Below are 12,592 nucleotides of genomic sequence, written 5' to 3' on the forward strand. Positions count from 1 at the left end.
CGGACAGGCGCCCGGCAACCGGGCCGGCGGCTGCGATGCCGGCGGCGGCCGGGCGGCCGACTCCGAGGCGGGCAACCACGAGGCACCGCCCGCGAGATCCCAGCCCGGCGCCGCGCGGCCCCGCACGCCCGGCTCCGCGCGGCCCCCACGCGCCCGCCTACGTCAGCGGGCGCAGCACCCGCTCGCGGCGCCCGCGATCCGCCCGGCCGGGCGCCATCGAGGACACGGCCGACCTGGACGCACCCGGCCGGGGTCCGGGGTCGGGTCCGGGTCCAGGACCAGGACCGAGGCCGGGGCCGGGACCAGGTCCAGGTCCAGGTCCAAGTCCAGGCCCAGGGATCCGAAGCGACCGGGCCCGACCGAACCAGCCATCACCCACCGAAGCCCCGGCATCGAACTCCCCTCGCTCGCCGAAGACTTCAGCTCACAGTCAGGACCGCCTTGCCCCGGATCCGGCGGCCGAGCAGGAGGGTGATGGCCTCGTCGACCCTGGTCCAGTCGGCCTGCCAGTCGACGGGCGCGTGCAGCAGTCCGTCCGCGACCAGGCGGGCCACGTACGCCAGATCCGCCGCCGAGTCGCCGCCGCGCTTGAAGCCGATGATCGAGGTCTCGGGGCCGATCAGGCTGTACGAGGAGAAGTCTGCCCGCTCGCCGGACGCGGCGCCGATCGCGATCACCCGTCCGCCCGGTGCGAGCCGACCCAGCAGGTCGGTCAGGAGTGGGCCGCCGACGTTGTCCAGGACGACGTCCAGCGGCGCGTCCGCCTCGGCCGGGTCGGTGAGCACCCGGTCCGCGCCGTAGCCGGACAGGCCCTCGCCGCGCTCCGGGCTGCCGACGAACGCGCTCACGTGCGCGCCTGCGAGGTGGGCGAGTTGCACCGCGAACGTGCCCACCCCGCCCGCCGCGCCGGTGACCCCGACCCGGGTGCCCGGCACGACCTCGGCCCGGCGCAGCGCCCGCAGCGCGGTGACCGCCGCGACCGGGAGCGTCGCGGCCTGTTCGAAGGTGACCTCGTCGGGCAGGACGGCCAGTTCGTTCACGTGTACGGCGCGCAGTTCGGCCCAGCCGCCGCGCCAGTCGAAGGTGACCACCCGTTCGCCCGCCCGCGGGCCGCGTCCGGAGGCGGCCGGCCGCTCGACCACGCCCGCCGCGTCCCAGCCGGGAATCGTGCCGTTCGGGGTGTCGCCGTCCGCCCTGGGCAACTCGCCGAAGTTCAGTGAGATCGCGGCGATCCGCACCAGGACCTGATCGGGTTCGGGAACCGGATCGGGCACGGTGTCGATCCTGAGTCGACCGGGAACGGCGTGGTCGACGACGAGAGCGCGCATCAGGGGTACCCCCAGGTTCGAGTTCGGCTTGCGGGGAATCGCAACTCCCGCGAGGGCGAACGCATTCCGCCGCGCCGCCGAACGTGTGCGGCGGCGCGGCGGGACGGTGCAACCGGAAGTACGGGGAACGGGGATACGGAATACGGGAGTACGGGGGTAGGCGAGGGTCAGCCGCCGAGCACCGGCAGGGACAGTGCGCAGACTCGGTCGGTGCGGCCGGGGTCGAGCGCGCGGAGCACCTCGTTCAGGGCGACTCGGTCGTAGATGATCGCCAGATGGTCGGAGAAGTCCAGGCCGCAGTGGTCCTGGACGGTGACGTTGCGCACGTCCGGGCCGGTCAGGAAGCCGAGCGTGTAGGGCACGATCACCTCGTCGTAGCGGCTGGCGATCATCGTGTAGCGCACGCCCGGCACGGTGTCCGGGAGGGCGTTGAGCGCACGCATGAACGGTGAGTCGATGTCCTGCTGGGCGCAGGCCGGGCACAGGTGCTCGAAGGCGTCCCGGCCGCCGGGGAAGGCGTCGAGCAGGTTCAGGATGCCCTCCAGGGACGCGCCGTGACTGCCGGGGGCCAGACCGACCAGGTCGTGCACCTTGGCCGCGCCGCCGAGCACTTGGAGGTAGTACCGCGGCAGCGCGCCACCGCCCTGCGAGTGTCCGACCAGGTCGACCCGGTCCACGCCGGTGGCCGCGCGGACTCGATCGACGAAGGCGCCCAGTTGGGCCGCGCTGGTGGGAATGTCGCCGTAGCCCTGGAACAGCCCGCCGGGTTCGCCGCCGTAGTTCAACGCGAAGACGCAGTAACCGTTGTTCTTGAGCAGCGGGGACAGTGCCTGCCAACTGTCCGTCATGTTGCCGAGCGTCCCGTGCAGCAGCACCACCGGGCGCGGATGCGCGCTGCTCGGCCGGCAGTCGAAGTCGTTGGCACCGGGCGGCGAGCTGTTCGGCGTCAGGAGTTGCGCGGTGATGCCGGCGGCGAAGCTGTACGGGACCGGCAGCCGGGCCGCCGCCGCGGCCGGGGTGGGCAGTGCCCAGGTCAGCGCCATGGTCACGGCCAGACCCAGCATGCCCCATCGGGTGCGTGATCGGGTGCGGGCGCGGCGGGGTCGGCGGGGCGGCTCGGGGAGGGATCCTGTCACGCGTTCGGAGCCGAGCATCTGCGCCTCCAAGCGATCGCGGGAGCTTCGTGTCGGTGCGGGGGCGCGAGGTTATCGGCGGTCCGTGCGGGTTACAACGAGACGTCGCGGTTGGGCTCGACCGTGCCATTCACGACGCTTCGGGATCGGGTGGACGACGTTTCGCGATCGGGCGGACGACGCTTGGGATCGGCCGGATGACGTTTCGGGATCGGGCGGACGGAGCCTCGGTGTCGTTCGGACCCGCCCCGTCCGGCCGGCCGGACGCCGGTGCTCGCCGCCGCCGATCCGGCCCCGCCCCGACGCGGGTCGAGCCGCCCGTGGAACCGCCCGCGCGGCCGATCAACCGTGTGGCGTAGCTGGATGCGGACCGGATCGGGAAAGGGCGGGGAGGACCGATGACCGATGACCGGCCCACTGCGGGTGAACCAGGACGGTGCCTTCCCGATGAGCGAGACCCCGGCGGTCGACGCGGGCGGCGGCCGGCCGATGCGGCGGTTGATCCCGCTGTTGCCGGCCCTGCTGTATGTCGTGATCGTGGCGGTCGACTTCGGCACACCCGACGAGTTCCGGACCGACACGATGTTGTGTCTGGTGCCGATGTCCGCGTCGAGCCTGACCACGGTGCGCGCGACGGCGGTCTACGCGGTGCTCGCGACGTGGACGTTCCTGCTCCTGGATCCCTGGCTGGCGCCGACCGGCTACCGGCACGACTGGGCCGGGTTCGTGGTGGTGGTGCTCGGCGGCGCGATCGCGGTGGCCACGGTCCTGCTGCGGACCCGATTGCAGGAGCAGGTGTCGCGCCTGGGCAACGTGGTCGAACACGTGCAGCGCGCGCTGTTGCCGCCGGCGCCGCCGGTGGTGGGCGGGGTCCGGGTCACCCGCAGCTATCTGGCGGCCGAACGCGACGCGGAGGTGGGCGGGGACGTGTACGACGTGGTGGCCACGCCGTACGGGACGCGCGCGTTCATCGCCGACGTGCAGGGCAAGGGGCTGACCGCGGTGGGCGCGAGTGCGGCGCTGGTCGGCACCTTCGGCGAGGCCGCGTTCACCGAGCCGGACCTGCGTCGGGTCGGGGATCGCATGGGCGAGGCCCTGGAGCGGTTCGGCCGCAATCAGGTGCTGCTCGGCGAGCCGGACACGGACTGGTTCGCCACCGCGCTGATCGCCCGGTTCGGCCCGGACGGCCTGGTCGAGCTGGTCAACCACGGCCACGAGGCGCCGGCCCTGATCGGGCCGTCCGGCGTGCGCTGGCTCGATGTGCCGCCCGAGTTGCCGCTCGGCCTGGCCGGGTTGCTCTCCGCCGCGGAGCCGTCGCCCGCCTACCGGTTCCGGATGGCGCCGGACGAGTTGCTGCTGCTGTACACGGACGGCACCACCGAGGCCCGGGACGCACAGGGTCGGTTCTTTCCGCTGCGCGAGTGGGTCGCCCGGCACGTCGAGCCGGGCCTGTCCGCGATCGATCTGCTGGGCCGGCTGCAACGTGCGTTGTTGACGCACGGCGGCGGCCGGCTCACCGACGATGCGGCGCTGATGGTGTTGGGCCGGGAAACGGCGGCCCCGACCGACGGGTCGCCGGGCTAGCGCCGGCTCGGCCGAGGGCGGGAGCAAGGGCGAATCCCGGCCGCTGTGCGGCATCCCGGAACCGATCCGCTCGACCACGACCTCCGGCATCCGCTCGACCACATCCCCGGCCATCGCGCGGCATCGGGGGAACCGATCCGCTCGACCACGACTCCCGGCGTCCGCTCGACCACGCCCCCGGCCACCGTGCGGCATCGCCGAGCCGATCCACAGCGGCGGAAAGCCGTTTCGCGGCGTTCCGCGACGGTTCGGCGGGGCGTACTCGCGGCGACCACCCGAGCGAGTTCGCGTTGCGGTCTAGCCTTGATACCGACCGGTCGGTACCGTGACAGGCGCAGTTACGAATCCCGCTCCGCCGCTTCCGACGCACGTGCATACCGACCGGTCGGCACCTCATCGACCGGACGCGCGGGTCCCATCCTCGAACGCCGGGGCTCGGACGGCGGGCCGCGGTATTCGCCAGGCCGACCTCGTGACCAGTGACGACCCGGAGGATCCAGCACCCATGACCGAGAACACTCCCGCGACCGCGACCACGGCGCGCGTGGCGATCGTGACCGGCGCAGCCCGCGGCATCGGTGCCGCCACCGCGCGCCGGCTCGCCACCGAGGGCATGGCCGTGGCTGTACTCGACCTGGACGAGGCCGCCTGCGCCGACACCGTCGCCGCCATCGTCGCGGCCGGCGGCAGCGCGCTGGCCGTCGGCGCGGACGTCACCGTGGGCGAGCAGGTCGAGGCCGCCGTCGCGCGCGTGGCCGACACGCTCGGTGCGCCGACCGTGCTCGTCAACAACGCGGGCGTGATCCGCGACAACCTGCTGTTCAAGATGTCCGACGGCGACTGGGACACGGTGATCGACGTGCACCTGCGCGGCGCGTTCCTGATGAGCCGCGCGGTCCAGGCGCACATGACCGCGGCGGGCTACGGCCGGATCGTCAACCTCTCCAGCTCGTCCGCGCTGGGCAACCGCGGCCAGGCGAACTACTCGGCGGCCAAGGCGGGCCTGCAGGGCTTCACCAAGACGCTGGCGTTCGAGCTGGGCAAGTTCGGCGTGACCGCGAACGCGGTGGCACCGGGGTTCATCGTCACCGACATGACGGCCGCCACCGCGGCCCGAGTCGGCATGGAGTTCGAGGCCTTCCAGCAGGCCGCGGCCGAGCAGATCCCGGTCCGCCGGGTCGGCCGGCCCGAGGACGTCGCGAACACCATCGCGTTCCTGGCGAGCGAGGGCGCGGGCTTCGTGTCCGGCCAGGTGATCTACGTCGCCGGCGGCCCGCTGTGCTGACCGCAGCCGAACTCGACGACAGGGTGGGCGAGTTCATCGCGGCCCATCCGGACACCGACGACGCGCTCGGGTACCTGCGGGCGCGCTTCGACGCCGGACTGGCCTGGGTGCACCACCCGGTGGGCCTGGGCGGGCTCGGTGCGCCGCGCACGCTCCAGGCCGCCGTGGACGCGCGGTTCGCCGCCGCCGGTGCGCCGTCCAACGACCCGGGTCGGATCGGCATCGGGCTGGGCATGGCCGCGCCGACCGTGCTCGCGTACGGCACCGCGGAGCAACGCGCGCGCTGGCTGCGGCCGTTGTGGACCGGTGAGGAGGTGTGGTGCCAGTTGTTCAGCGAACCCGGCGCGGGCTCCGACCTCGCCGCGCTGGGCACCCGCGCCGTGCGCGACGGAGACGAGTGGGTGGTGGACGGCCAGAAGGTCTGGACGTCGATGGCGCACGAGGCACGCTGGGCCATCCTGGTCACCCGCACCCACCCCGAACTGCCCAAGCACCGCGGGATGACCTACTTCGTCTGCGACATGAGCGCGCCCGGCGTCGAGGTGCGACCGCTGCGCCAGGCCACCGGCGAGGCCGAGTTCAACGAGGTCTTCCTCACCGGCGTGCGCATCCCCGACGCCCACCGCCTGGGCGCGGTCGGCGACGGGTGGAGCGTGGCCCGCACCACCTTGATGAACGAACGCGTCGCAATCGGCGGCGGCACCGGGCCGCGCGAGGGCGGCATGATCGGCATCGTCGCCGACACCTGGCGCAAGCGCCCGGAACTGCGCACCGCCGGGCTGCACGACCGGCTGATGCGACTGTGGGTGGAGGCCGAGGCGGCCCGGCTGACGTCGGCACGGCTGCGCATGCAACCGGCCGCGGGCGAACCCGGCCCCGAGGGATCGGCGGCCAAGCTCGCCTTCGCCCGGCTCAACCAGGAGATCTCCGGCCTGGAACTGGACTTGCTGGCCGAACAGGGCCTGCGGCACGACGAATGGACCATGCGCCGCCCGGCGTCGGTGGACTTCACCACCCGTTCCCCCGGCTACCGCTACCTGCGCGCCAAGGGCAACTCGATCGAGGGCGGCACCTCGGAGATCCTGCTCAACGTGATCGCCGAGCGCGTCCTGGGCCTGCCCGCGGAGCCTCGGGTGGACAAGGACGCCGCGTGGAAGGACCTGCCCCGATGAGCGTCACCGAGCACCTCCTCTACACCGAGGACGAGAGCGAACTGCGCTCCGGCGTCCGGGACCTGCTCACCGAACGGGTGCCCCTGGCCGGGCTGCTCGCGCGGATCGAGACGAACGAGCCGTACGACCCGAAGTTGTGGCGCGTGCTGACCGAGCAGATCGGCGCGGCCGGGCTCGCGATCGACGACGCGCACGGCGGCAGCGGCGCCTCCTGGCGCGAAACAGCCGTGGTCATGGAGGAGTTGGGCCGCTCGGTCGCGCCGACCCCGTTCCTGGGCAGCGCGGTGCTCGCGACCGCCGCGTTGCGGGCGGTGCAGGCCGGCGCGCTGCTCGCCGACCTGGCCGGCGGCCGGCGCAGCGCGACCCTGGCACTCTCCTTCGCCTCCGTTCCCGGCGTGCGGGTGCCGTACCCGGTGCGCGCCGACGGCGACGTGCTGACCGGCACGGTGACCTCGGTCGTGGACGCCGGCACCGCCGACGTGCTCGTCGTGCCGGCCGACACCGCGGACGGGCCCGTGCTCTATGCGGTCGACGCCGGGCAACACGCCGTCGACCGACGCCCGGTGGTCTCGCTCGACCTGACCCGGCCGCTGACCGACCTCGGGCTCACCGGTGCGATCGGCACCGTGCTGGCCCGCGGCGAGCAGGCCGAGGCGGCGGTGGCGACCGCGCTCGCCACCGGGGCGGCGCTGTTGGCGTCCGAGCAGCTCGGCGTCGCCGAGTACTGCCTGGAGAGCACCGTCGCCTATATGAAGACCCGCCACCAATTCGGCCGTCCGGTGGGTTCGTTCCAGGGGCCCAAGCACCGCCTCGCCGCGCTGTGGGTGTCGATCGCCCAGGCCCGGGCGGTGGCCCGGCACGCCGCCGCCTGCGTGGCCGCCGACGACCCGGACACCGCGGTCGCGGTCGCCCTGGCGCAGGCGCACTGCTCGGAGATCGCGGTGCGCGCCGCGGAGGAATGCGTGCAACTGCACGGCGGCATCGGCTTCACCTGGGAGCACCACCCGCACCTGTACCTCAAGCGCGCCAAGGCCGACGCGCTCGCGTTCGGCACTCCCGACCGGCACCGCGCGATCCTCGCGCGGCTGGTCGACCTGCCCGCCTGACCCGGCCCGGGGGCGGCACACCCGCCCCCGGATCCCGCCGGCGCCACCACGAAGGAGCACCATGCGCGTCTTCGAGAACATCCCCGAGGTGTTCGCCGCCCGGGGCGAACCGCTCGGCACCAGCGATTGGTTGATCGTCGATCAGGAACGGATCGACACGTTCGCCCGGGCCACCGGCGACCACCAGTGGATCCACGTGGACGTCGAGCGGGCCAAGGCCGGGCCGTTCGGCGGCACCATCGCGCACGGATATCTGACCCTGTCGCTGATCCCGGCGCTGGCCGCCGACCTGTTCACCGTGCGCGGCGTGCGGATGGGCGTCAACTACGGCTCGGACAAGGTGCGCTTCCCCGCCCCGGTCCCCGCCGGCGCCCGGGTGCGCAACCACGCCGTCCTGATCGACGCGGTCGAGACCGCGCAGGGCGTGCGGCTGACGGTGCGGCACACCGTCGAGATCGAGGGCGTCGCCAAGCCCGCATGCGTCGCGGACACCCTCTCCCTGCTCGTCCCGTAGCACCCCGGTTCCCTGCTCGTCCCGTAGGGCCTGTCTTCGATCCCCGCCGAGCATCGCGACGCGGGATTGCAGACAGGCCCGAGCACCCCGGCCGGTCGTGCCCCGACGCCCGGCCGCCTCCGGCACCTTGACAGGTAAGGATCACGAGTGAGCTTCAACCTCGCCGTCATGCTGCGCGAGTCCCGCCTCGCGACCCCCGACACGGCATGTCTGATCTACCAGGGCAGGTCGATCACCTATCGCGAACTCGACGACCTCAGCAGCAGGTTCGCCCGCGGGCTGCGGGCGAACGGACTCGGCCGGGACGACGTGCTGGCGATATGCCTGCCCAACGTGCCCGAATTCGTGGTGGCCTACTTCGGCGCGCTCAAGGCCGGCGTCACGCTGATGCCGCTGAGCCCGCTGCTCAAGGCGACCGAGATCGCGTACCACCTCGCCGACTCCGGCGCGCGCACGCTGATCGCCTTCGACGTGTTCGCCGCCGAGGCGCTCGGCGCCGCGGCGGCCGTAGCCGGCACGACGGTGTACGTGGTCACCCTGGCCGAGGACGGCCCGGTGCCGCAGGGCACCCTCGCCTTCGCCCTGTTGCTGCCGGAAGGCCCGCCGGATCGCGCCGAGCTGATCCGCGGCGACATCGAGCCGACGTCGGGCGACGACACCGCGGTCCTGCTGTACACCAGCGGCACCACCGGCCGCCCCAAGGGCGCCGAACTCACGCACTTCCAGCTGTACTTGAACTGCACCACCTCGGGCGACCTGTTCGACGTGCTGCCCGGCGACGTCTCGCTCGGCGCGCTGCCGCTGTTCCACGTCTACGGCCTGTCCAGTGTGCTGAACGTGTGCGTGCGCTACGGCGGAACCGTGTCACTGGTGCTGCGGTTCGAGGCGCAGAGCGTGCTCGACCAGATGGTCCGGGACCGGGTGAGCGTGATCGTGGGCGTGCCCACGATGTACGTCGCGCTGCTGGCCGCCGACCGCACCGGGCGCGACCTGTCCCGGCTGCGGGTGGGCAGTTCGGGCGGGGCGTCGATGCCCGGCGAGGTGATCCGCGAGTTCGAGAAGGCGTTCGGCATAGTGATCCTGGAGGGCTACGGCCTCTCCGAGAGCGCGAGCACCGCGACGTTCAACCGCAGCGCCGACGACCGGCGGGTGTTGTCCGTGGGCAAGCCGATCTGGGGCGTGGAACTGCGCGTCGCGGACCCGGACGACGTGCCGCTGCCGCCCGGCGCAGAGCACGTGGGCGAAATCCTGCTGCGCGGGCACAACATCATCACCCGCTACCGCAACGCCCCCGACGCCACCGCCGAGGCGTTCCGCAACGGCTGGTTCCACACCGGCGACCTCGGCTACCTGGACGAGGACGGCTTCCTGTTCGTGGTGGACCGCAAGAAGGACCTGGTGATCCGGGGCGGTTACAACGTCTATCCGCGCGAGGTGGAGGAAGTGCTGTACACCCACCCGGCGATCGCCGAGGCAGCCGTGGTCGGCAGACCGGACGAGCGGCTCGGCGAGGAGGTCGTCGCGGTGGTGGCGCTGCGCTCCGGTGAGGCGGCCGACCCGGACGAGATCATCGCGTTCTGCAGGGAACGCATGGCCGCGTACAAGTACCCGCGCGTCGTGCGGATCCTGGACGAACTGCCCAAGGGCCCCTCCGGCAAGATCATGAAGAAGGAGTTGCGTTGCGTATGACCACGCCCGCCGACGGGACCCTGCCCGCCGACCGGACCAACCGGCAGATCCGACTGGCCGCACGCCCGTTCGGTCTGCCCAAGCCCACCGACTGGGACCTGGTCGACGAACCCGTGCACGAACCGGCGGACGGCCGACTGCTGGTGGAGGTCTCGCACATCTCGCTCGATCCCGCGATGCGCGGCTGGATGAACGACGTGCGCTCGTACATCCCGCCGGTGCGGATCGGCGAGGTGATGCGCGCCGGCGGGATCGGCCGGGTGATCGCCTCCCGGCACCCGGACTTCGCGGTCGGCGAGCACGTGTACGGCCCGTTCGGCGTGCAGGAGTACGCCGACTCGGACGGAACCGGTGTGCATCGGGTGGATCCGGCCGCGGCGCCGTTGTCGACCTACCTGGGCGCGCTCGGGATCACCGGACTGACCGCGTACTTCGGGCTGTTCGACATCGGCGACCCACAACCGGGACAGACCGTGCTGGTGTCCGGCGCGGCCGGCGCGGTGGGCAGCGTGGTCGGGCAACTCGCCCGGCTCAAGGGTTGTCGCACCGTCGGCATCGCGGGCGGCCCGGACAAGTGCCGGCTCCTGGTCGAGGAGTTCGGCTTCGACGCGGCCGTCGACTACAAGAACGAGGACGTCACGGCCGCGCTGCGCAAACACTGCCCGGACGGCGTGCACGTGTACTTCGACAACGTCGGCGGCGAGATCCTGGACGCCGCGCTGACCCGGCTGGCTCGGGGTGCCCGCGTGGTGATCTGCGGCGCGATCTCGCAGTACAACAACACCGAACCGGGTCCGGGGCCGACGAACTACCTGTCGCTGCTGGTGAATCGGGCTTCGATGACCGGCATGGTGGTATTCGACTACGCCGATCGTTACGCCGAGGCGAGCGCCGAGTTGGCCGGGTGGCTCGCGGACGGGCGGTTGCGCTCGCGCGAGGACGTGGTCGAGGGCGACGTGACGGCGTTTCCGCAGACACTGCTGCGGTTGTTCTCCGGCGCCAACACCGGGAAGCTGGTGCTGCGGATCCGGTGAGCACCGGGGCATCGACGAGTGCGGCCGCCGGCTCCCCTCCGCACGATCGGGACGGCCCCGCCTTCCGGCGCGCGGCCGGCGCCCCGGCGTTCCTCGGCCGGCGCCCCGGCGTTCCTCGGCCGACACGCCGGCGGGCGCCCGCCCGTTCGCGGACGAACGCACGCCGCCAGGGCGAGGCGAGTAGCCGCCGGCCCGACGCCACCCGCCTGCCCCGCCCAGCCCGCACCGCGCGGGGCGGGCCAGGTCCGGTGTCGCGTGCGCGGCCCCGGGTGTGGTGCAGGGTGGCCGGCTCGCGGGCCGAGGCGATCGTCAAGGGACGGCCCGGGGCCGCTGTCGAGGCGCGCACGGGCAGGGGCTCAGGGGCCGTGCAAGGTGGCCGGCTCGTGGCCGGAGGCGGCCACCGGGCGGCTGCCCCGGAGCCACGGCCATGACGCGCACGGGCGGGGCTCAGGTGTGGTGCAGGGTGGCCAGTTCGTGGCCGAAGGCGACCACCAGGCGGCTGCCCGGGGCCACGGCCAGGGCGTGTACGGGCAGCGGGAAGAGTAGGCAGGGGCCGACTGGGGTGCGGGTGGTCAGGTCCCATACGCGAACCGTGCCGCGCTCGTCGGGGGCGCCGGTGGAGCCGCCGATCGCCGCGACCGGCCGGCCGTCGAGCAATCCGGTGGCCACGGCCGACACGTGCTCGGCCAGGGGTTCGCCGATCGGCTCGCGCGTGGTCAGGTCCCATACCCGTGCCGCATCCCAGCTGCCGGTCACGGCGACCGGGCGGCCCCGGACGACGGCCGTGGCCACGCCCGTGACCACGCACGCGTGCCCGGCCAGGGGTGCGCCGAACTCGGCCCCGGTGGCCAGGTCGAAGACTCGTACCGCGTTCTCGCATCCGGCGTCGGGGCCGGACTCGGCACCGGCCACGACGACCGGGCGCCCGTCCAGCACGGCCGTCGCCACCGCCCACACCGCGGCGCTCAGCGGTTCGCCCACCGGCAGGCCGGTGGCCGGATCCCATACCCGTACGCCGGCCGCGTCGCCGGTCACCGCGACCGGACGGCCGGCCACGACGGCCCGTGCCGCGCCCACCCAGGCGGTCCGGCCGACCAGGGGCCGGCACAGCTGGTGCCCACCGTCGAGATCGAACACCCGCACCGTCGCACCCCACCCGGCGGTACCCGCGACCACGACCGGACGGCCGCCGACCAGTGCCGTGGTCACCGCGTCCACGCGTCCGTCGTGCCCGATCAGCGGCTCGCCGATGGGCTGCTCGGGAACCAGCGCGCGGACCTCCGGCGCGGCCTCCGGGGCACCGACATCCGTGCCACCGGCAGGCGAGCAGGCTTCCGCACCACCGGCAGGGGAGGAGGCACCGCCCGGCGCCGCCGAAGGGTCGGCCGCCGCCCAGGGTCCGGTCACCCAGTCCAACCGCCACCGCAACGGGAGTTCGCGCCCGGCACGGTGGTCCGCCGGCATCGGCTCGGTCGCCGCACCGTCGTCGGCGCGGACGTCGGCGACGTCACCGATATCGCCCGCCACGAGCCAAGAAATCTCATCCTGCGCAAGGTTGGACATATCACCATTGTGCCCGCCACCACCCCCCGGGCGCACGGCCGCCGGGCCGGCGCCACGCCGGAGAAATCGACGCCCGCACGCGGCACACCGAGGGAAAAGGCATACCGCCACGCCCGCCCCCTCCCCGCGCACCCTGCGCCCCCGCATCCGCCCCACCGACAACACCGACCACGCCGTGCACCGG

General features: G+C 73.3%; 11 protein-coding genes. 7 read left to right on the forward strand and 4 right to left on the reverse strand.

Going from position 1 to position 12,592, the window contains the following annotated elements; translation table 11 throughout:
• Positions 1-162 precede the first annotated feature (162 nt).
• From ACFZBU_RS16045 to ACFZBU_RS16055, 3 genes are all read right to left on the reverse strand, one after another.
• Complete coding sequence (locus ACFZBU_RS16045; RefSeq protein ID WP_391584173.1) at positions 163-372, reverse strand: hypothetical protein; 210 nt, start codon at positions 370-372, stop codon at positions 163-165.
• A 47-nt stretch (positions 373-419) separates the two neighbouring features.
• Positions 420-1,328 carry a zinc-binding dehydrogenase gene (locus ACFZBU_RS16050; protein WP_391584174.1) on the reverse strand — a complete coding sequence of 303 codons (909 nt, stop codon included), beginning with the start codon at positions 1,326-1,328 and terminating at the stop codon, positions 420-422.
• A 167-nt stretch (positions 1,329-1,495) separates the two neighbouring features.
• Positions 1,496-2,392 (reverse strand): esterase/lipase family protein, encoded by an 897-nt coding sequence (locus tag ACFZBU_RS16055; protein WP_391584175.1) that lies wholly within the window; start codon positions 2,390-2,392, stop codon positions 1,496-1,498.
• A 474-nt stretch (positions 2,393-2,866) separates the two neighbouring features.
• Here ACFZBU_RS16055 and ACFZBU_RS16060 point away from each other — a divergent pair, with 474 nt between their 5' ends.
• The 7 genes from ACFZBU_RS16060 (at position 2,867) to ACFZBU_RS16090 (ending at position 10,845) form a co-directional block, all read left to right on the forward strand.
• Positions 2,867-4,045, forward strand: a complete 1,179-nt coding sequence (locus ACFZBU_RS16060; protein ID WP_391584176.1) for a PP2C family protein-serine/threonine phosphatase — start codon at positions 2,867-2,869, stop codon at positions 4,043-4,045.
• Positions 4,046-4,550: 505 nt separating this feature from the next.
• Complete coding sequence (gene fabG / locus ACFZBU_RS16065) at positions 4,551-5,330, forward strand: 3-oxoacyl-ACP reductase FabG (RefSeq protein ID WP_391584177.1); 780 nt, start codon at positions 4,551-4,553, stop codon at positions 5,328-5,330.
• A complete protein-coding gene (locus ACFZBU_RS16070; RefSeq protein ID WP_391584178.1) occupies positions 5,324-6,502 on the forward strand; it encodes an acyl-CoA dehydrogenase family protein in 1,179 nt (392 codons plus the stop codon). The genes fabG and ACFZBU_RS16070 overlap by 7 nt, the downstream gene beginning before the upstream one ends.
• Positions 6,499-7,608 (forward strand): acyl-CoA dehydrogenase family protein, encoded by a 1,110-nt coding sequence (locus ACFZBU_RS16075; RefSeq protein WP_391584179.1) that lies wholly within the window; start codon positions 6,499-6,501, stop codon positions 7,606-7,608. Before ACFZBU_RS16070 ends, ACFZBU_RS16075 begins: the two co-directional genes overlap by 4 nt.
• A 61-nt stretch (positions 7,609-7,669) precedes the next feature.
• Positions 7,670-8,122, forward strand: coding sequence for a MaoC family dehydratase (locus ACFZBU_RS16080; RefSeq protein WP_391584180.1), 453 nt, complete (start codon positions 7,670-7,672; stop codon positions 8,120-8,122).
• Positions 8,123-8,269: 147 nt separating this feature from the next.
• Complete coding sequence (locus ACFZBU_RS16085) at positions 8,270-9,811, forward strand: long-chain fatty acid--CoA ligase (RefSeq protein ID WP_391584181.1); 1,542 nt, start codon at positions 8,270-8,272, stop codon at positions 9,809-9,811.
• Positions 9,808-10,845, forward strand: a complete 1,038-nt coding sequence (locus tag ACFZBU_RS16090; protein ID WP_391584182.1) for an NADP-dependent oxidoreductase — start codon at positions 9,808-9,810, stop codon at positions 10,843-10,845. The genes ACFZBU_RS16085 and ACFZBU_RS16090 overlap by 4 nt, the downstream gene beginning before the upstream one ends.
• A gap of 447 nt (positions 10,846-11,292) precedes the next feature.
• On the opposite strand, the gene ACFZBU_RS16095 is transcribed toward ACFZBU_RS16090, so the two are convergent.
• Positions 11,293-12,408 carry a WD40 repeat domain-containing protein gene (locus ACFZBU_RS16095; protein ID WP_391584183.1) on the reverse strand — a complete coding sequence of 372 codons (1,116 nt, stop codon included), beginning with the start codon at positions 12,406-12,408 and terminating at the stop codon, positions 11,293-11,295.
• Between the last annotated feature and the right edge of the window lie 184 nt (positions 12,409-12,592).

The organism is Embleya sp. NPDC008237 (genome assembly GCF_042956465.1).
Classification (GTDB): Bacteria; Actinomycetota; Actinomycetes; order Streptomycetales; family Streptomycetaceae; genus Embleya.